Source organism: Oscillibacter hominis, assembly GCF_014334055.1.
GTDB classification, from domain to species: Bacteria; Bacillota; Clostridia; order Oscillospirales; family Oscillospiraceae; genus Oscillibacter; species Oscillibacter hominis.
The window spans coordinates 1,188,432-1,208,055 of record NZ_CP060490.1 but is presented as its reverse complement, the minus strand read 5'-3'; the positions used below and the strand labels follow the sequence as shown (position 1 = coordinate 1,208,055).

General features: G+C 58.9%; 21 protein-coding genes. 2 read left to right on the top strand and 19 right to left on the bottom strand.

Annotated features, from left to right (window positions below; all coding sequences use genetic code 11):
- Positions 1-6: 6 nt before the first annotated feature.
- The 16 genes from glmM to H8790_RS05990 all read right to left on the bottom strand — a co-directional run bounded on the left by glmM (position 7) and on the right by H8790_RS05990 (position 13,460).
- On the bottom strand, positions 7-1,362 hold the full coding sequence (gene glmM, locus H8790_RS06065) for a phosphoglucosamine mutase (RefSeq protein WP_187333991.1): 1,356 nt from the start codon (positions 1,360-1,362) through the stop codon (positions 7-9).
- Between the two features lie 17 nt (positions 1,363-1,379).
- Positions 1,380-2,114 (bottom strand): AAA family ATPase, encoded by a 735-nt coding sequence (locus H8790_RS06060; protein WP_187333990.1) that lies wholly within the window; start codon positions 2,112-2,114, stop codon positions 1,380-1,382.
- Entirely contained in the window at positions 2,111-3,178 is a 1,068-nt protein-coding gene (ruvB, locus tag H8790_RS06055) for a Holliday junction branch migration DNA helicase RuvB (RefSeq protein ID WP_187333989.1), read from the bottom strand. The genes H8790_RS06060 and ruvB overlap by 4 nt, the downstream gene beginning before the upstream one ends.
- Before the next feature lie 18 nt (positions 3,179-3,196).
- A complete protein-coding gene (locus tag H8790_RS06050; protein ID WP_187333988.1) occupies positions 3,197-3,349 on the bottom strand; it encodes a hypothetical protein in 153 nt (50 codons plus the stop codon).
- Positions 3,349-3,939 carry a Holliday junction branch migration protein RuvA gene (gene ruvA / locus H8790_RS06045; RefSeq protein ID WP_187333987.1) on the bottom strand — a complete coding sequence of 197 codons (591 nt, stop codon included), beginning with the start codon at positions 3,937-3,939 and terminating at the stop codon, positions 3,349-3,351. The genes H8790_RS06050 and ruvA overlap by 1 nt, the downstream gene beginning before the upstream one ends.
- An 11-nt stretch (positions 3,940-3,950) precedes the next feature.
- Complete coding sequence (gene ruvC, locus H8790_RS06040) at positions 3,951-4,460, bottom strand: crossover junction endodeoxyribonuclease RuvC (RefSeq protein WP_187333986.1); 510 nt, start codon at positions 4,458-4,460, stop codon at positions 3,951-3,953.
- A 102-nt stretch (positions 4,461-4,562) separates the two neighbouring features.
- Positions 4,563-5,930, bottom strand: a complete 1,368-nt coding sequence (locus tag H8790_RS06035; RefSeq protein ID WP_187333985.1) for a DUF4179 domain-containing protein — start codon at positions 5,928-5,930, stop codon at positions 4,563-4,565.
- Positions 5,927-6,397, bottom strand: a complete 471-nt coding sequence (locus H8790_RS06030; protein WP_187333984.1) for a sigma-70 family RNA polymerase sigma factor — start codon at positions 6,395-6,397, stop codon at positions 5,927-5,929. The genes H8790_RS06035 and H8790_RS06030 overlap by 4 nt, the downstream gene beginning before the upstream one ends.
- Before the next feature lie 113 nt (positions 6,398-6,510).
- A complete protein-coding gene (gene xerD / locus H8790_RS06025) occupies positions 6,511-7,398 on the bottom strand; it encodes a site-specific tyrosine recombinase XerD (protein ID WP_243208581.1) in 888 nt (295 codons plus the stop codon).
- Between the two features lie 20 nt (positions 7,399-7,418).
- Complete coding sequence (locus H8790_RS06020) at positions 7,419-8,030, bottom strand: stage II sporulation protein M (protein ID WP_187333983.1); 612 nt, start codon at positions 8,028-8,030, stop codon at positions 7,419-7,421.
- 392 nt (positions 8,031-8,422) lie between these two features.
- Complete coding sequence (locus H8790_RS06015) at positions 8,423-8,803, bottom strand: TIGR04086 family membrane protein (protein WP_187333982.1); 381 nt, start codon at positions 8,801-8,803, stop codon at positions 8,423-8,425.
- Between the two features lie 70 nt (positions 8,804-8,873).
- Positions 8,874-9,263, bottom strand: a complete 390-nt coding sequence (gene yajC / locus H8790_RS06010) for a preprotein translocase subunit YajC (protein ID WP_187333981.1) — start codon at positions 9,261-9,263, stop codon at positions 8,874-8,876.
- A 70-nt stretch (positions 9,264-9,333) separates the two neighbouring features.
- Positions 9,334-10,467, bottom strand: coding sequence for a tRNA guanosine(34) transglycosylase Tgt (gene tgt / locus H8790_RS06005; protein ID WP_187333980.1), 1,134 nt, complete (start codon positions 10,465-10,467; stop codon positions 9,334-9,336).
- A 10-nt stretch (positions 10,468-10,477) separates the two neighbouring features.
- Positions 10,478-10,732: a TfoX/Sxy family protein gene (locus H8790_RS06000; protein WP_187333979.1), complete on the bottom strand. Its 255-nt coding sequence runs from the start codon at positions 10,730-10,732 to the stop codon at positions 10,478-10,480.
- 25 nt (positions 10,733-10,757) lie between these two features.
- The gene (gene queA, locus H8790_RS05995) at positions 10,758-11,783 is read right to left on the bottom strand and encodes a tRNA preQ1(34) S-adenosylmethionine ribosyltransferase-isomerase QueA (RefSeq protein WP_187333978.1); all 1,026 of its coding nucleotides are present in this window, start codon (positions 11,781-11,783) and stop codon (positions 10,758-10,760) included.
- A gap of 21 nt (positions 11,784-11,804) precedes the next feature.
- Positions 11,805-13,460, bottom strand: a complete 1,656-nt coding sequence (locus H8790_RS05990) for a SpoIID/LytB domain-containing protein (protein WP_243208580.1) — start codon at positions 13,458-13,460, stop codon at positions 11,805-11,807.
- Between the two features lie 212 nt (positions 13,461-13,672).
- On the opposite strand from H8790_RS05990, the gene asd reads away from it, so the two are divergent.
- Both asd and dapA read left to right on the top strand, forming a co-directional pair.
- Positions 13,673-14,761, top strand: coding sequence for an aspartate-semialdehyde dehydrogenase (gene asd, locus H8790_RS05985; RefSeq protein ID WP_187333977.1), 1,089 nt, complete (start codon positions 13,673-13,675; stop codon positions 14,759-14,761).
- Positions 14,762-14,838: 77 nt separating this feature from the next.
- Positions 14,839-15,735 carry a 4-hydroxy-tetrahydrodipicolinate synthase gene (gene dapA / locus H8790_RS05980; RefSeq protein ID WP_187333976.1) on the top strand — a complete coding sequence of 299 codons (897 nt, stop codon included), beginning with the start codon at positions 14,839-14,841 and terminating at the stop codon, positions 15,733-15,735.
- 20 nt (positions 15,736-15,755) lie between these two features.
- Here dapA and tyrS read toward each other — a convergent pair whose 3' ends face one another.
- Genes tyrS through recN form a run of 3 tightly spaced genes read right to left on the bottom strand, consistent with a single transcriptional unit; the run spans position 15,756 to position 19,619 of the window.
- On the bottom strand, positions 15,756-16,979 hold the full coding sequence (gene tyrS, locus H8790_RS05975; protein ID WP_187333975.1) for a tyrosine--tRNA ligase: 1,224 nt from the start codon (positions 16,977-16,979) through the stop codon (positions 15,756-15,758).
- Complete coding sequence (locus tag H8790_RS05970; protein WP_187333974.1) at positions 16,966-17,934, bottom strand: M28 family peptidase; 969 nt, start codon at positions 17,932-17,934, stop codon at positions 16,966-16,968. The genes tyrS and H8790_RS05970 overlap by 14 nt, the downstream gene beginning before the upstream one ends.
- Positions 17,922-19,619 (bottom strand): DNA repair protein RecN, encoded by a 1,698-nt coding sequence (gene recN / locus H8790_RS05965; RefSeq protein ID WP_187333973.1) that lies wholly within the window; start codon positions 19,617-19,619, stop codon positions 17,922-17,924. Before recN ends, H8790_RS05970 begins: the two co-directional genes overlap by 13 nt.
- Positions 19,620-19,624: the final 5 nt, after the last annotated feature.

Genomic DNA, 19,624 nt, shown 5'->3' with positions numbered 1-19,624 from the left:
GATTTGTTAAAATTTTAGTGATTTTATAAAATCCACCAGTTTCATTGCGCATTTTTCCGCTTCCGACTCCGTTTTTGCCTCCACCATGACCCGGATCAGCGCTTCGGTGCCGGAGGCGCGCACCAGGATGCGCCCCGCCCCGGCCAGGCGCTTTTCCTCCTCTGCCACGGCCTCCTTCAACTCCCCGGAGGCCATGATCCGCTCTTTTACGCCGCCGGAGTGAGGCACCTCCACATTGTGCAGGACCTGAGGGTACTGGGGGCATCCCGAGGTGAGCGCCGAGGCGCTCTTCCCGCAGGCGCTGAGAATCTGCAAAAACTGCAATGCAGTCAGCTCCCCGTCCCCGGTGGTTGCAAACTCGGTAAAGATAGTGTGGCCGGACTGCTCCCCGCCGATGCGGTAGTCGCATTCCAGCATCTTTTCCAGCACGTTCCGGTCCCCAACACCGGTGCAGGTCAGTTCAATGCCGCTGCTTTTGCAGAACTCATGGAGCCCAAGGTTGGACATCACCGTGGCCACCACAGTGTTCCCGTTGAGCTTCCCTTTGCGCTTCATATCCGCGGCGCACACGGCAATGACCTGATCGCCGTCGATGACGCCTCCGGCCTCATCCACCAGCAGGCAGCGGTCCGCATCGCCGTCAAAGGCCACGCCCACGTCGTACCCGCCTGACACCACGCTGCGGCAGAGGTCCTCGAGATGGGTGGAGCCGCAGCGGCTGTTGATGTTGATTCCGTCCGGGTCCCGGTGGATGAAATCCGTATGGGCCTTAAAGCGTCCGAAGAGTTCGGGCGCGGTGGCGCTGGCGGCGCCGTTGGCGCAGTCCACCAAGATCTTCAGGCCTCCCAGGTCGCTTTCGATGGTGGAGGCCAAGTAATCGATATAGTCCCGCTTGAGCTGGCGCATACCGTGGTGGCGGCGGCCGATTTCCTGACGGGTGCGCAGTTTCATGGGCGCTGCGGAGAGCACTTTCTCCTCCACCCGCAGCTCGGTTTCATCGGGCAGCTTATACCCCTGGCCGTTGAACACCTTGATCCCGTTGTGTTCATAGGGGTTGTGGGACGCGGAGATCACGATTCCCGCGTCGGAGCGCTCCTGTACCGTCAAAAAGGCCACGGCGGGCGTGGGGATGGTGCCAAGGGGCTTCACGTCCCCGCCCACGGAACAGATGCCGGCCATCAGCGCCGACTCCAGCATGTCGGAAGAGATCCGGGTGTCCTTGCCAATGGTGATGACCGGGCGGCGGCCCAGGTCCTCCGCCAGGACCACTGCCACAGCCTGCCCCACCCGAAATGCGAGATCGGCAGTCAGGTTTTCTCCCACAACGCCTCGGATTCCGTCCGTACCAAATAATTTACCCATAAAAGGAAGTTCCTTTCCTATTCCTCCAGCAGATAATGCAGCATCTGCTCCGGATGATTTAAAAATTGCCTGGTCAATTGATAGTGCTCCGTCTCCTGGTAGGCCACCGGGCGGACGCTGCTCATCTCATAGAGCTGCGCGCCGGGATAAGCCATCAGGATCGGCGAATGGGTGGCAATCACGAATTGGGAGCCCGCCTCCACCAGGCGGTGCATCTCAGCCAGCAGCACCAGCAGCTTGGAGGGCGACAGCGCCGCCTCCGGCTCATCCAGCAGATAGAGCCCATTGCCCCGGAAGCGGTTTTGCACCAGGGCCAAAAAGCTCTCGCCGTGGGACTGGCGGTGCAGCGAAACGCCGCCATAGCTGTCGATGAGCCGCGGGCCGAAAGAAAACTCGGCGTCCATCTGGTCGATGTTGGTGGCCACGTTGTAAAAGCTCTCCGCCCGGAGGAAAAACCCATCCTTGGGATAACTCCTGCGGGCAGGGGTCAGGTATTCCCCTAACACCGAGTGGGTGTCGTTGGTGGAAAAACGAAAATTCCGGGTTCCGCCTTCGGCGTTGAAGCCGCAGGATACGGCGATGGCCTCCAGGAGGGTGGACTTGCCTGTACCGTTCTCCCCCACGAAAAAGGTCACGGGGCGATCAAAGGACAACACATGGCCCTCCATCAGATAACGCACCGGTGCAAGGCTTAGCAGGTAGGAGTCCTCCGGCAGTTCCTTCCGGAGCTTGATCTGGGCGAGGAAGTTCATGACCCCAGCGTCAACTGGTCCATGGGCGACGCGGGCGCGGCGCCGCCGGGGATGGGGACATGGAGATGCTGATAGGCCTTTTGGGTCACGCAGCGGCCCCTGGGCGTCCTGGTGAGAAAGCCCAGCTGCATCAGATAGGGCTCGTAGACATCCTCCAGGGTGATGGATTCCTCGCCGATGGTGGCGGCCAGCGTCTCCAGGCCAACCGGGCCGCCGCCGTAGTTTTCCATAATGGCGCGCAGCATCCGCCGGTCAATGGGGTCCAGCCCCAGATAGTCGATCTCCAGCGCGGAAAGGGCCAGGTCCGCCACCTCCCTGGTGATGGTGCCGTTGGCCCGCACCTCGGCAAAATCCCGGACCCGGCGCAGCATCCGGTTGGCGATGCGGGGCGTCCCCCGGGAGCGCCGGGCAATCTCCAGCGCGCCCTCCGGCTGGATGGGCACATTTAAAATCCCGGCGCTGCGCGTTACGATCTGGGTCAGCTCCTCCGGCGTGTAGAGCTCCAGCCGCAGCGTGACGCCGAAGCGGTCCCGCAGCGGCGCGGAGAGCTGGCCTGCCCGGGTGGTGGCGCCGATCAGCGTGAACTTAGGAAGGTCCAGCCGGATGGAGTTGGCCGAGGGGCCCTTCCCCACGATGATGTCGATGGCAAAATCCTCCATAGCGGGATACAGGATTTCCTCCACCGACCGGTTCAGCCGGTGGATTTCATCCACAAAGAGGATGTCGTTTTCATTCAGATTGGTCAAAAGCGCAGCCAGGTCTCCGGGCTTTTCGATGGCAGGTCCGGAGGTGATGCGGATGTTGACGCCCATCTCCGCCGCGATGATGCCGGCAAGGGTGGTCTTGCCCAGTCCGGGCGGGCCGTGGAGCAGCACATGGTCCAGGGACTCTGTGCGCCGGCGGGCCGCCTCGATAAAGACGGAGAGGTTCTCCTTGGCCTTCTCCTGGCCGATGTATTCTTTTAAGCTTTTGGGGCGCAAAGACCCCTCGCTGGCATCCTCCTGCAAAAAGGAGGTGGTGACCAGCGGCTCTTCGTAGATATCGTTCCCAAAGTCAATGCTCAATTGCTCATCCCTTTCCGGTCAATACCGCAGGACAAAGTAAGCGACATAGGCCCAGCTCAAAAGACCGTGGAAGATGGCCCAGCCCACCGAGTGCCATGTGGTGTACGAGATTACCATGGCAAGGCAGGAGCCGAAAGTAATCCCTGTTTTGACCGCTTGCTTTTTCTCCATCACTTCACCATTTTCTTGAGACAGGCCCGAATGATCTCTTCCAGCGGAAGGGATTCCGCATCGATCCCCTTCATGGCCGCGGAAACCTCCTGGCTGGAATAGCCCAGCACCGCGAGAGCCGCCGCAGCCTCCGTCGCCTTGGTGGAAAAGGCACCCGCGCTCACCCCTCCCATGGGTACAGCGGACTGCTCTTTTGCGATCTTATCCTTCAGCTCCAGGATGATGCGCTGGGCAATTTTTTTGCCGATCCCCGGGGCCACGGTCAGCGCCTTTTCGTCGCCGGTAACGATGGCCATGGCAAGTGTCTCAGGCGTGCCCACCGACAAGATGGCCAATGCCGCCTTGGGTCCCACCCCGGAGACGCCGATGAGCATTTTGAAGCTGTTCAGCTCACTCTGGGTCTGAAAGCCATAGAGGCCGAACACATTCTCCCCCACATGGAGGTAGGTGTAGAGCCGGGCCCTCTGGCCCTTTTTCAGTGCGGAGAGGGTATTGTTGGTGGTCATGCAGGCGTACCCCACCCCACCGCAGTCGATCACCGCTAAGTAGGGCTGCAGCTCCGCCACCGTGCCATCCAAATAATAAAACATATCAAAACTCCTTAAACCGTGGACTTTGCCTCCGGGTTCTGCTGCAAAAGAGACGTGGCGCTGCGGGCGTGGCAGATGGCCAGCGCCAGCGCGTCGGCCGCGTCGTCCGGCCGGGGGACCGCGTCTAACTTCAGCAGCCGGCGGGTCATATCCATCACCTGGCGCTTTTCCGCCTTACCGTATCCCACCACCGCCTGCTTGACCTGGGAGGGCGTATACTCAAAAAGAGGCACACCGCACTTTTCCGCTGCGTACAGGATCACGCCGCGGCCATGGGCCACGGCGATTCCGGTGGTGATGTTGTTGTTGAAAAACAGCTCTTCCACAGAGATGGCGTCCGGGTGCAGCTGGCCGATCAGCGTCTCCATGTCTGACTCGATCTGAAAAAGGCGCTTGGAAAGCGGAATCCCGGCCGGCGTGGTGATCACGCCATAGCGTATCATCTTTACCTGTCCCCTGCCCGATGCCACCAAACCAAACCCAATGGTGGCAATGCCGGGATCAATGCCCAAAATCAGCATGCTGCGCGCCTCCACCCCAAATTATCATAATTATATCAAATCCCGACTCCGGATGCAACTGAAAAAGGGACCACCGGCCAATTGGCCGGTGGTCCCTTTTCCCTATCGAATCTCCACCGTAACCGGCTGGGCAAACGTCTCCATCCTGGTGAAGGCAGGCTCCAACCAAACAAAATCCTCCGTGCAGTCCACCAGGGGAATCTCCTGGCTGAAGGTGTCCTCCCCGCCCTCCGGGTCGATCCCGGTGCTCCAGGAGCGGATATCATACGAACGTCCCTGGGCGTCATAGAAGGTCTGGCTCCAGAGCTGGTAGAATGCACTTTCCTTTTGCTTCGGCGCCCGGAACGTCAAAATCCAGCCGTTTTTCATCTCCTCCGACCGGATGAATTCCACGCCCTGAGGCAGGAACTCCGCCGTGCACTCCCTCAGGTTCAGCTCTACCTTCTCCCGCTCCTTATCCAGCCACTTGGCCCCGGTGATGTGCAGCGTCAGATGTTCGCTGTTTGCAAAAAAGCTGCTCTCCACCCGGAAGGAGTCCATCATGGGGGAGTCCGCCGTTCCGGTGGCGGTCACTCCGTTGGAAACAGGCTCAAAACGCTGACCCTTCTCATTTTCCAGATAGAACTCCAAATCCTTGAGCCAAGCCGTGTTTTCCGGATCATCCGTGAAATTCAGCCGGATATGGGTGGGATAGATCTCAGCTTCCTGAAGGGTCAGCGTCTGGCCGTCCACCCGGAAGTCCTGATCCACGGTGATCCGCTCCCCTTGAGCCGTATAGTAGGAGTCAAAATGAAGGGAGAAGGTGAACTCCGCCACATACTCCATCTCCTCATGCTCAGGCTGTGTCAGGATGCCGCTCTCTTCGGGTTCCTCGTAGTCCACTTCATGGCTGTAATCCGCCACCTGCATGGTCAGCTGCACACCGTCCGGCATGCTGTCCGCAAAGTCCGCCGTCAGGTAGTTGAGCTCCCCGTTGGGGACGCCGTAGTTGCCGTACATCAGGCTGAAGCCATCCATGGACTCGCCACCCAGGCTGCGGAGCTCCGGCATGATCTCCAGATGTTCATATAGCCCGGAGTCTAAACTGTAAAAGATGATCAGCTGCTTTTGATCCACGATGACGTACTCCACACGGGCGGTGACGTTGTTTTCCGTCTGCTCCTGCTCAATGGGCTGCACATATTCATGTTCCACCGCCGCGCTGAGGGAAGCGGACCAGGCCACGGCCTTGGCCAGCTCCCGCAGCACCGGCACCCTGCCGCAGGCGTAGGCAAAGGTGGGCAGCAGGTTCACCAAGAGCGTAAAGCTTAAAAAGAACGCCAGGGCGCTGCCCACCGGGACGCCCAAGAATCTGCGCAGCCGTTTGTGGGTCCGCAGGCGGGCCTGGGCCCGCTGCACCGTGTAGGCAAGCTCCGGCGGGGCCTGGTTCAGTTCATCCATCAGCTGCAAATATTCCTCTTTTCGGTTCATTGGTGTTCCTCCTCTCCCAATTCCAGGCGCAGTAGGCTCAGCGCCCGGCGCTGTCTTGTGGACGCGGTACCCTGGGGGATTCCCAGGCTCAGGGCCGTCTCCTGCAGGGTGTAGCCTCCGAAATACCGCAGGATCACAACGCTGCGCAGCTCCTCCGGCAGGCGGCCGACAGCCTCCCGAAGCGGCAGCGCGTCGTACTGTTCCGCCGCTGTCTCCGGCAGCATCTCCTCCGGGCTTACACGCTTTCTCCGGCGCAGCTCCTTTTTGCATTGATTGATCAGGATGCGGGTGAGCCAGGTTTCAAAGAACTCCGGCTGGCGCAGCTTTTTCAGCGCCCGCAGCCCTTGGTAGACGCTTTCATCCACCGCTTCCATGGCGTCGGCCTGACTGCCAAGGTATAGATATGCCGTGCGGTAGAGCCGCTCCCGGATGCACTCCACCCGTCCGGCAAATTCCATCTGCTCCATCCGCCCCCTCCTTCCCTTTACCTCTTAGAGTCTGCAAAGGCCCGGTTTGATTGCGGGCTTAAAAATATTTTTGCAAAAGAAACCGGCGCGGCAGATCTGCCGCGCCGGTTGGTTTATGCCCGGGGATGGGCCTTATTGTATACGTCCTTCAGCTGCTTTTTCACCACATGGGTGTAAATCTGGGTGGAGGAGATGTCCGCGTGACCCAGCATCTCCTGGATGGACCGGAGGTCCGCTCCGTTTTCCAGCAGATGGGCCGCAAAGGAGTGGCGCAACGTATGGGGGGTAATGTCCTTCTCAATGCCGGCCTTCTCCTGATAGTACTTGATGATCTTCCAGAACCCCTGCCTGCTCATGCGATCACCGTTCATGTTGACAAAGAGGGCACGCTCATCGGCGTCGGAGATGATCTGGGGGCGGATGTCCTTGACATAGTCCTGCAAAGCTTTTACCGCAGTGTGGTATAGCGGGATGATCCGCTCTTTTCCCTTGCTTTCACAGTGAACCAACCCGGCGGCCAGGTTGAGATCCTCTAAGTTCAGGGAGATCAGCTCGCTGACCCGGATGCCGGTTGCGTACAGCAGTTCCAGCATGGCATGGTCCCGGTACCCCTTGGCATCCACACATTGGGGCTGCTCCAAAAAGAGCTCCACCTCTTTGCTGGTGAGGATCTGGGGGTATTTGCGCTCCACCTTGGCCGCAGCCACCCCCTTTGCGGGAGAGGACTTCATAAAGCCATAGCTGACCATGTAGCCGTAAAAGGACTTCAAAGACGCCACCGACCGGGTGACGGAGGTGGCGGACTTCCCCTTGCCCAGCATCCAGGTCATATAGGTCTTGATGGTCTCCGGCTTTACCTTTTTGAAATCGCTCTGCCCATTGTCCTCCAGATAGGTATGGAACTGGGTGATGTCCCTCAGATAAGAACTGACCGTATTGGCGGAGGAGTGCTTGACATCCGTCAGATAGTCGCGATATCCGGCGATATAATCCGCTGCCAAAAAATCTCCCCCTCTTCTCTCTATAGAATCCGCGCGCAGGCAAGCCGCACCAAGAGCGGCGAAAGATAGACCTCACACAAAACACCGACCAACAGCACCGCCACACATGCGGCAAAGCGCAAAAACCAGGCTGCATCATAGACCACTGGCGCCGACCGCCTCCCTTTTCCAAAGGAAAGGAGCGCCAGGGAGATGGAGTTTCGAAAGGACGGCACCGCCAGCCAAAAATAACAGGGCAGCGTGATGAGACAGCGCAGCCCCAGCACGGCCACAGCCAGCAAAATCCCCTCTTTTCCATAGGCCCCGGCAAAACAGCAGGCGGAAAAGGAGAGAAAGAAGCCAAATGCTGCCGACACCAGCGGCAGCAGCAGCGCCCCAATGGACGCAAAGCCCAGCAAAAAAGCCATCAGCGGATAGCGGAAATAAATCAGCAGTGCCGGAAGGAACATCCCCGTCTCCAGCGATTCACTGATTTGAAAAAACTCACTGAGATAGCGTGTCAGCTCCTGGTCGTTGGATGCCTTGGCGCTGAAGACCTGTCCTAAAATTACGCCGAGTGCAAAACAGAGTGACAGCAGCACAAGGTGAACAGTCTGCCGTTCCTCTGTCCGCCTGCCCAACGGTTTGTTCATTCGATTCATCCGCCTCACCTCGCAACAGACTATGCGGCGGATGGGACAAATAGAAGCTCGGTTGACGTAATTATGGTTCTTTCTAAATATATTGCAATTTTGGCCGATTCGCAAGGCTTATTCTGGAAATTTTCGTTTTTTGTAAATTATCACAAAATATTATGTAAATTGAATTATGTAAACCGATGAAACGAGCATTGCAGCAGCTGTTTTTCTCCTCTGCGGAAGGTCAAGATGTGGGGTGGGCTCCCGATTATGTCCACCAGATGTTGGCGAAGCCGCAGCAGAGGTGCCTCGCGATCATGCGAGAACACCTCCGCTGCGGTTGTCAATGACTTTTCTGTTGTTCCGGGGATTTTTGTGAATAATTACAGCGCCTTCCCCACCTGAGCTCAATGCTTCCTCTTTTTCCGCTTCTTCTTCCCCACCTTGCTCATCCCGGCGGCGCAGCCGCACACCAGCCCCACGGCCAGGAGGAGCCAGCCCTGCTGCGCCATACCGTCAAAGATCAGGTAGCCGGCAAGGAGCACCAGAGCCAAAAAGCCGACTGTGCTTCCCAGCGCCGACGGAAATCCCGCGCCCTTTTTGGCGGCAAAGCGCGCGCCAAGAAACGCGGCAATTCCGCAGCTCACCGTCACCAGCAGTCCAGCACGCTCCTCCGGGACAACGGATTTGACCAGAAGCAGCGCCCATAAAAACTGGAGCAGCAGGTACAGCGCCAGTGATATGCCGATTCCCTTCCCCACTGTGATGGCTGTTTTCCCCTTAGACATAGCATAAAACCTCCCCTGGAATACGCTCTTTGTAAACAAGCATATTCCAGGGGAGGCGTTTTTAGAAGAATCAGTCCTGTTTTTCCTCTTCTGGAGCGGGGATTTCATCCACGGGAGCTTCCACAATGCTCTCCTCTTCTTCGGGGATATCATCCTCATCCTTTTTCTTCTTGCCCTTGACCGGCTCGGTGGAGGCCTGGACGCCGGTGGTGGAAACCGCCCACTTGGTGAGTTCAAGGCGGACGCGGTCCTCGCTGGTTTCAATGACGATGGTGTTCTCGGTGACCAATACGATCTTGCCCACGATTCCGCCGATGGTCGTGATCGTATCGCCCTTTTTCAGGCTGTTGCGCATCTGCTCCGCAGCCTTTTTCCGCTTATTCTCAGGGCGGATCAGCATAAAGTAAAAGACTGCGATCAGAACTACCAGCATCAGAATGGAAGAAGTTTGTGAATTCATTCGAAAGGCTCCTTTTTCAAAATCAGTATGTCTATTATATCCAAGCGCGGAAGGATTTGCAAGCCTTTTGTCAAATCCGCTCCTCCAGCCTCCCGCTGTACCTGGCACGGAATGATTCGAAGGTACCCTCGTCCAATGCATTCCGGATTTTTTCCATCAATTTGTTATAAAAATACAGGTTGTGCATCACTGCCAGCCGCAACGCCAGCACCTCCTCCGCTTTAAAGAGGTGCCTGAGATAGGACCGGGAAAAGCTGCGGCAGACTGGGCAGTCACATTCCGGGTCGATGGGGAGCGGATCGGTTTTGTATTTTTCATTCTTCAGGTTCAGTGTCCCGCTCCAGGTGAACAGCTTGCCATGGCGGGCGTTGCGGGCCGGCATGACGCAGTCAAAAAAGTCCACCCCTCTTGCCACCCCCTCAATGATGTTGGAGGGGGTCCCAACGCCCATGAGATAGCGTGGCTTTTCTTGAGGCATATGGGGCTCCACCGCGTCAATGATCTCGTACATCACCTCCGTGGGCTCCCCCACGGCAAGTCCGCCGATGGCGTAGCCGTCACAGTCTATCTTGGCGATCTCCTTCATGTGCCATACCCGGAGGTCCGCGAAAGTGGCGCCCTGGTTGATGCCAAAGAGCAGCTGGCCGGGGTTCACCGCATCGGGCAGGGCGACCAGCCGGTCATGCTCCGCCTTGCACCGCTCCAGCCAGCGCAGTGTCCGTTCACAGGACTGCTTGGCGTAATCATGGGTGGCGGGATTCTCCACGCATTCGTCAAAGGCCATGGCGATGTCCGAGCCTAAGTTGGACTGGATCCGCATGGATTCCTCCGGCCCCATAAAAATCTTCCGCCCATCCAGGTGGGAGGCAAAATAAACCCCCTCCTCCCTGATTTTGCGCAAAGAGGACAGGGAAAACACCTGGAACCCGCCGGAGTCGGTGAGGATGGGGCCATCCCAGTCCATAAACTTGTGAAGGCCTCCCATGGCCCGCACCACGTCATCCCCGGGACGGAGGTGGAGATGATAGGTGTTGGAGAGCTCAATCTGGCACCCGATCCCCTTTAAATCGTGGGCTGAGAGGCCGCCCTTGATGGCCGCCTGGGTTCCCACGTTCATAAAGACAGGGGTTTGCACCGTACCGCCATGGGCGCAGGAAAAGGTACCGCGCCGGGCGCGGCCATGGGTTGTGATCAATGTGAACATAGTCAAACTCCTACGCTAAACTTTTATAAAAGGCCTTCAGCTCCGCCTTTTTCTCAGCCGACAGCTCTTTCTTGGAAATCCCCTCCACTGCGGCCTCCAGGGCCGAGAGCTCGTGCAGGCACGCCCCTGCGTCCGCCTGGGCGCGGATCCTGATAAACGCCTCCACGGCGCCGCACCGCCGCAGCGATTCCGGGCTGTCAATGCCCACGCTGTTCAGATGCCCTGCCAGCACAGGGCCAATATTGGGCAGGTCAGTCAATTTCATAGACTCGTACTCTCTGGTCAGTAGTTCAATGAATGAACATGGCGTCGCCAAAGGAGAAAAAGCGGTAGCGCTCCCGCACCGCCTCCTGATAGGCGTTCAGAATATACTCCCGCCCGGCAAAGGCGGAAACCAGCATAATCAGCGTGGACTCAGGCAGGTGGAAGTTTGTAACCAGTGCGTCCATCACCTTAAACCGGTAGCCGGGATAGATATAGATGTTGGTCCACCCCGCGCTGGCCTTCATGGTGCCGTCGGGAGCGGCCCAGGATTCCAGTGTCCGGCAGGAGGTGGTGCCCACGCAGATCACCCGTCCGCCCCTGGCGTGGGTCCTGTTGATGAGGTCGGCTGTTTCCTGAGGGATGACGCAGTACTCGCTGTGCATCTCGTGATCCTCGATGGTATCCTCTTTCACGGGGCGGAAGGTGCCCAGCCCCACGTGGAGCGTCACATATCCCACGCCCACGCCCATCTCCGAAATTCTGCCAAGGAGCTCCGGCGTGAAGTGGAGCCCTGCCGTCGGCGCCGCGGCGGAACCTACAACCTTGGAGTACACGGTTTGGTATCGCTCCTGGTCCTGAAGCTCCTCCTTGATGTAGGGCGGCAGAGGCATCTTGCCCAGGCGCTCCAGCACCTCCAGGAAGATTCCCTCGTATGCAAAGCGCACCAGGCGGTTTCCGCCCTCCACCTCACCCACGATCTCAGCCGTCAGCTCTCCATTGCCGAACCTGACGCGCTGGCCGGGGCGGAGCTTTTTTCCAGGGCGCACCAGACACTCCCACACCTGCTCCCCCCTGTCGATCAGCAGCAGGATTTCGCAGGCGCCGCCGCCTGGCAGCCGCTGGCCCAAAAGACGGGCGGGCAGGACCCGGGAGTCGTTGAGAATCAGGCAGTCGTTGGGGGAAAGGAATTGGGGAAGCTCAAAGAAGTGCCGGTGCTCTTTCTCGCCGGTTGCGCGGTTGAGCACCAGAAGGCGGGACTCGTCCCGTTTTTCCAGAGGCGTCTGCGCAATCAATTCCTTGGGAAGGTCAAAATAAAAGTCCGAAGTTTTCATGCTTTCTTCCAATCTCGGGTGTCACCAGATGGAAACGCCCGTATAATAGAACTGTAAGATATCCTCGCAGCGATATCCCTGCTCCGCCATGGCCTTTGCACCGTACTGGCTCATCCCCACATTGTGGCCGTTCCCTGTCCCTGTGATGGTAAAGCCCTCGCCGGAGGGGACGGAGGATGCGGAGGAGGCAAGACGGCTTGTGCCCGAAGAGGTGATGACATAGGCGCTCTCGCCGCTGTAGCGGCCCACGGTCCCGTCCCCTGAGATGGTATAGGCTCCGCTGAGAGAGGAAAGGCGGGTAGATGCGTTGTTCACATAGCACCCGGAGGCCGGCGCTCCCCCGCTGCCCCCGGCGATGTCAAAGCGCATGCTGCGTACCGATTTATTGTATGTACTGCTGTAAAACACCGTCCGGCAGGTTTCCCGGGAGACGGTCAGATCCTTTCCGGAACTGTCTACAAAAGTCACCTTACATACATTGCCCATATTGGTGCGTTCTGAGACATACACATTGACAATTGTTCCGATGGAATACCCTTTGGCCTGCAAAATGGAGGTGAGCTGAGATGGGGTATAGGTGACGGTATACTGGTAGTTGGGGATGGAGATGGTGCCCTCATAGGGGTCCTGTTTCCCGATCAGATAGGCTGTGTCCCCGCCCCAGACGTTGGCCGCATCCTCAGTGGCGCCTCCGTCCGAGGCGTGGTAGACCGCGTCGATGTAGCTGCCGTTGTAGTAGAGGCACTGCCCCGCTGTCTCCTCCACCGCCCGGTTGCTGTTGGAGGTGGCGCTGGCCGTACCGCGGTAGACCTGGCAGTCGGTTCCGCTGCAAAGGTCAAACCCATAGGAACCCAGGTGCTTTGTGGTCCTGGCGCCGTAGGTCCTGGCGCAGACCGCCTGGGCCTTCAGGGCCTCCAGGGGCCAATCCCCGCTCATCTCATAAGGGATCACGCCCTTGACATAGTCATCCAGGCTGACCACGTTGATCACATTGATCCTGCCGCCTGTGACGCGCTGGTATTCAAAGGCGCCGTAATAGCGATAACCCTTGAACCAGGTGATGGGATTCGCTGCGCCCTCCGGCCGGATGCCGAGGCTCCTTGCGCCATAGCAGTCGAATTGGAAAAGAATCTTGGAGGTTCCGGTCACGGTGACGCTCACGCCCGTGCTGCTTGGCTCGGCCACATCTCCGCCATAGCTTGCGGCGGCCGACTGGGCCTCCCCATAAGAGGAGTAGGACCCGACCCTTGCATAGAAGCTCCCGCCCACATAGGCGGCAAACCCGTCATAGGCGCCGGCGGCCGACTGGGCGCTTTCATAGGAGGGGTAGCTTCCCGGGAGCTGCACATGATATCCCCCGATCACAGAGAAGGCTCCGGAGGGCGCGGTAGAGGAATAGGTGCCGTCAGAGGCCACATAGATGTTGCCGTCCTGGGTCATGGATACGGTGGTATAGGAGGTGCTCCCCAGCGGCACGAAGCCGCGCCCCTCGTCAAAATACCCAAAGGAGTACCCCGAACCGTTGCCGGTGTAATTCTCCAAATTGGCGGAATACAGGGCGTCGGAGCCGTAGCGAAGCCCCACCTTCAGTATGTCGTTGACGGCCCCAAACGCACTGACGCAGGTAAGGCACACCAGCAGGGCGCCCAACGCGGCCGCAGTCCAAAATCTCTTCATAGCGCCTCCATTGATTTTCTGGTTGACTCCCGGAAAGAAGTGTGCTACCATTAGGCAAATCCGTTGTTTGGTGGGCGAACGTTTGTCCGCACTACAAAAACATATCATTGATACTCTGTACATTATAGTACAAAAAACAACCCCATTTCAAGCAAAATCGACAAGAATCTTTCCATGAATTCAGAATTATTTTTACATAGGAGGAAGTACGCATGAAAAAGTATCAGGTTGGCATCATCGGAGGCACAGGAATGGTGGGCCAGCGGTTCATCACTTTGATGGAAAACCACCCCTGGTTCCAACTGACCGTGATCGCCGCCAGTGCCCGCAGCGCCGGAAAATCCTACGAAGAAGCGGTGAATGGCCGTTGGGCATTGGAACAGCCCATGCCCGAGGAAGCAAAGAAAATTGTGGTCATGGACGCCGAGGCGGATGCGGAGAAGATTGCCGGGCTGGTGGACTTCTGCTTCTGCGCAGTGGACATGAAAAAGGAAGAGATCCGCGCCCTGGAAGAAAAATACGCCAAACTGGAGTGCCCCATTGTCTCCAACAACAGCGCCCACCGCTGGACCGACGATGTGCCCATGGTGGTGCCTGAACTGAACCCCGAGCACATCCGGATCATCGACGCCCAGCGCAGACGCCTGGGCACCAAGCGGGGCTTCATCGCCGTCAAGTCCAACTGCTCCCTTCAGAGCTATGTGCCCGCGCTGCACCCGCTGAAAAAGTTCGGTCTGGACCGGGCGCTGGTCTGTACCTATCAGGCCATCTCCGGCGCCGGCAAGACCTTTGAACGCTGGCCGGAGATGGTGGATAACGTCATCCCCTACATCGGCGGCGAGGAGGAGAAATCCGAGCAGGAGCCCCTGAAGCTGTGGGGCCGCATTGAGGGCGACCGGATTGTCAAGGCCGAGGGCCCCTCCATCACCGCCCAGTGCTTCCGGGTGGCCTGTCTGGACGGCCACATGGCGGCCTGCTTCATGAAGTTTCAGGATCAGGTTCCCTCCATGGAGGAGATCAAGGCCGAATGGGCCTCCTTCCGCGGCCGGGCACAAGAGCTGGAGCTTCCCTCCGCGCCAAGGCAGTTCCTGCACTACTTTGAAGAGAACGACCGGCCCCAGACCCGTCTGGACCGGAACCTGGAGCACGGCATGGCGGTTTCCATCGGCCGGCTGCGCCCCGATACCCAGTACGATTATAAGTTCGTCTGCCTCAGCCACAACACCCTCCGGGGCGCTGCCGGCGGTGCAGTGCTGTTAGCGGAGCTGTTGTGCAAGGAAGGATACATCAGCGCCAAGTAAGCTTTACAAAAGAGAACGCGTGCGTCTGCGAAGTTGCGGGCGCACGCTCTTTTTTATCATAAAGGAGTGTATTGATTGTGAAGGAACCTATCTTTACAGGATCTGGCGTAGCAATTGTGACGCCGTTTACCAAAGCCGTGGTAGACCTGCCAGCCCTGGGAAGGCTCATCGACTTCCAGCTGGCCAACGGGACGGATGCGATCATAGTCTGCGGCACCACCGGCGAGTCTTCCACCATGACCTACCGGGAACGGATGAACACCATCGAATACTGTATCGAGCATGTGGACGGCCGGGTGCCCGTGATTGCCGGGACCGGCTCCAACAGCACGGAAAACGCCCTGGCGCTGTCCCGGGACGCGGAGGCGGCTGGCGCGGACGGCCTGCTGCTGGTCACTCCCTACTACAACAAGGCCACGCAGTTGGGGCTGATCCGCCACTTCAACAAGATCGCGGACGCCGTCGACATCCCCATGATCCTCTACGACGTCCCCTCCCGCACCGGGGTGGGCTTCACTGCGGAGACCTACGCCGCCCTGTCCAAGCACCCCAATATTGCAGGTGTCAAGGAGGCCTCTGGCAATTTCAGCCTCATCCAGAAAACCCGCAACCTCTGTCCGGAGGACTTTTACATCTGGTCCGGCAACGACGACGAGACCACCTGTATCTGCGCCTTGGGCGGCGTGGGCGTCATCTCCGTGGCGGCAAACGTGATGCCCAAGGAGATGCACCTGCTGACCCATCTGTGCCTGACGGATCATTTCCAGGAGGCGGGACAGCTCCAGCTGCACCTCAAGGAGCTCTGCGACGCACTGTTCTGCGAGGTGAACCCCATCCCGGTGAAAACCGCGCTGAACCTGATGGGATATGGAGCCGGTGAACTGCGGCTGCCTCTGTGCGAGATGAGCCCGGAGCATCTTGAGCAGCTCAAGCACGCACTGAATACTTACCATCTGCTGAAAAAAGAGAGCTGAGGCATTGCCTCAGCTCTTCTTCATGCTTGTACCTGCACTTTATGGAACACCTTTTTGCCTTTTTTGATCACCATGCCAGCGCAGTCGTCCTTGGTGTAGGACTGGGCCGCGTCGGTAACCTTTTTGTCGTTGACGCTGACTCCGCCCTGCTGGACCAGGCGGCGGGCCTCGCCGTTGGAGGCGCAGAGCCCGCAGGCCACCAAGAGGCTCAGTACACCGATCTGGCCGTCGCTGAACTGGGCGTCGCCCAAGGTGGTGGTGGGCATGTGCTCCGTGTCACCGCCGCCGGCAAAGAGGGCCTTGGCGGCCTCCTCGGCCTTTTGGGCCTCCCCTTCCCCGTGGACCAGCTTGGTCAGCTCATAGGCCAGAATCTCCTTGGCGCGGTTGAGCTGGCTGCCCTCCCAGTGATCCATGGCGTCGATCTCGTCCAGGGGCAGGAAGGTCAGCATGCGGATGCACTTGAGCACATCCGAGTCACCCACATTGCGCCAGTACTGATAGAAGTCGAAGGGGCTGGTCTTGGCGGGGTCCAGCCAGACGGCGCCGTTGGCGGTCTTGCCCATCTTCTTGCCCTCGGAGTTCATCAGCAGCGTGATGGTCATGGCATAGGCGTCCTTGCCCAACTTTCTGCGGATCAGCTCCGTGCCGCCCAGCATATTGCTCCATTGATCGTCTCCGCCGAACTGCATGTTGCAGCCCACGGTCTGGAACATGTGGTAGAAGTCATAGGACTGCATAATCATGTAGTTGAACTCCAGGAAGCTCAGCCCCTTCTCCATCCGCTGCTTGTAGCACTCGGCCCGCAGCATGTTGTTGACGGAGAAGCAGGCGCCCACCTCACGCAGCAAGTCCACGTAGTTCAGCTTCAGCAGCCAGTCAGCGTTGTTGAGCATCATGGCCTTGCCCTCGCCGAACTCGATGAAGCGCTCCATCTGCTTTTTGAAGCAGTCACAGTTATGCTGGATGGTTTCCGGCGTCATCATGGACCGCAGGTCGCTGCGGCCGGAGGGGTCGCCGATGTATCCGGTTCCGCCGCCGATAAGGGCGATGGGCCGGTTGCCCGCCATCTGCAGCCGCTTCATCAGGCACAGCGCCATAAAGTGGCCCACGTGGAGGCTGTCCGCTGTGGGGTCAAACCCAATGTAAAAGGTGGCTTTTCCGTTGTTGATCAGCTCTCTGATCTCCTGTTCATCCGTCACCTGGGCAATCAGGCCGCGGGCCACCAGCTCCTCATAAATCTGCATGTTTCTCGTCTCCCGTCTTCTCGTTGTAATACGCCTCGATCAGGCGCACCGTGCCGTCCCGAAGCAGCATGATATTGGTTTCATCCAGTTCCGTATCCTTTGGCGTATGGATGCGGCTCAAGTAGTATCCCACGCCCTTTTTCCGGTGGAACGCGCCCACCGCCACATGGAAGGCAAATTTCCGATGGTCGGAGGGGTAGTAAACCAGCCCCTCTATGGTCTGTTTGACCACCTTCTCCCCCACCGGCTGATAGCATTGCTCCAGATTGTCCAGCAGCTGGCCGTCCCATCTGGATTTTTTAGAGGGCATCAGCAAAATGTAGTCGCCGTCCCCCACGCAGTCAAAGTTGAAAAATACCTGGCTCCCGATTTCCGCGGAGTGCTTCTTTTTATACTTGGACGCGCCGGCCATCCCCGCCTCACTGTTGTCAAAAAAGACAAAGGCCACGTGCTTCCGAAGCGGCTTCGGCAGGGCCTGGGCGATGGAGAGCACCGCCAGCACGCCGGAGGTGTTGCTGTTGGCATTGTTGGGGTTTGCCGGGCCGCGCACCATCATCCACAGGCCGAAAAACATCAGCGCCACAAAGAGCGGGACCGTGGCGCCCGGCGCGTCCATCAAAAACGTGGGCAGCACGGAGAGCACAAACGCGGCCGCCGCCATCAGGAGCACCGTGGCCACCGGGATCAGCACGGACAGCAGCAGATTGGTGGGCGATACAAACCCAATGCCCCGGGGGCCCGTGTCGTAATGGGCCGTAAACACCAGCTCCGCGGTTTCCGGCCGTCCGGCGATTACATTGTTGGTGCCCATCCCATAGGTCTCGACCTCAACGGGGTAGCCCATCTTCCGCAAAGAGCGGGTCAGCCACTCCCGGAACGCCTGCTTCTGCGCCGCGGTTTTCCGGATGGGAAAGACGTCCAAAAGCTGCTTTCGCATGGTCTCTATTTTTTCCAATGGTGCAACCCCTCTTTATAAATTTCCGCCTCGCGCATCAGCTCTTCCGCGCTTTTAAGCAGCGCGGGCGTGATGCGGCTGCCGCCGGTGATCCGGGCAAGCTCTGCCTTGCGCTGCTCGGAGTCCATGCAGATCACGCGGGTATAAGTACGGCCCTTCTCCTCCCCTTTTTCCACGGAAAAATGGGTGTCGGCCATGGCGGCCAGCTGCGGGAGATGGGTCACGCACAGCACCTGTTTGCCCTGGGACACGGCGGCCAGCTTCTCTGCCACCCGCTGGGCTGCCCGGCCGGACACGCCGGTATCCACCTCGTCGAACACCAGCGTGCCCACCCGCTCCTGCTCAGCCAACACGTTTTTCAGGGCCAGCATGATCCGGGCCAGTTCGCCGCCGGAGGCGATTTTGGAGATGGGCTTCAAATCCTCACCGGCATTGGCCGACATGAGGAAGCGAACCTGGTCCATTCCGGTGGCATCCATCTCCTTCGGCACAATCTCGATGGAAAAACGCACCTTTCCCATATCCAGGTCCCGGAGCTCGCTCAAAATCCGCTGCTCCAACTCGCCCGCCGCCGCCTTGCGAACCTTGGTCAAAGCTTCCGCCGCTTCCGCTGCCCTCTTCTCCGCCGACCGCAGCTTTTTTTCCAGCTGCTCCAGCGTGTCGCCGGCCAGTTCGATCTCGCCAAGCTCGCTCCGGCAGCGGTCCAGGTACTCCAGCATCTCCTCCACCGTGGAGCCGTATTTCTTTTTCAGCCGGTAGAGCTGGTCTGCCCGGCTTTCCAACGCATCCAATTCCGCCGGGGAGAACTCAAAATCCTCTTTCAAATCCCGGACAATCTCAGCAAGGTCATATACTTCACTGCGCATCTGGGACAGGCGTTCCGCAAGCTCGGCAAGCTGCCCGCCCAAGTTTTTCACACCGGCCAGGGCCATCTCCGCCTCCCGGATCTGGGCCAGGGCCCCAACGCTGTCGTCGTCGCCGCTGAGGCAGTAATCCGCTCCGCTGAGGGCAGAGATATATTTTTCACTGTTGCGCAGGATGTCCCGCCGGGCGTTCAGCTCCTCTTCCTCCCCAGTTTTCAGGTTGGCCCGCTCCAACTCATCGATCTGGAAGTGGAGGCTGTCCACCTTTCTGGCCTTTTCCGCCTCGTCCATCTGAAGGGAGCGAATCTTGTGGCGCAGCTCCATCATGGAGGCAAAGCAGGCGCCATACGCCTCAAGCTGCGGCCACACGCGGCCGAAGCGGTCCAGATATCCGCAGTGCTGCTCCTCGTCCAGGAGCTGTGTGCCGTCGTGCTGGCCGTGGATGTTCAGCAGTTCATTGCCGATCTGGCGCAGTTGGGCCACGGTGACGGGCCGGCCGTTGACCCGGCAGAGGTTCTTTCCATCCGCCATGATCTCCCGCTGCAGCAGCAGCGCGCCGTCCTCGTCCGGTGTGATGCCGTTTTCCACCAATCCGGGCAGGTCCGACGGCACCCCGGTGAACTCCGCACTGACAAAGGCTTTGCCTGCCCCGGTACGGATCAGGTCCCGGGAGGTGCGGCTGCCAAGGACAGCGCCCAAGGCGTCGATAACGATGGATTTGCCGGCGCCGGTCTCGCCGGTCAGGGCGTTGAACCCAGGCTGGAAGGAGATATCCGCCTCCTGGATCACCGCGATATTTTCAATGTGCAGCAGCTGAAGCATGGTCT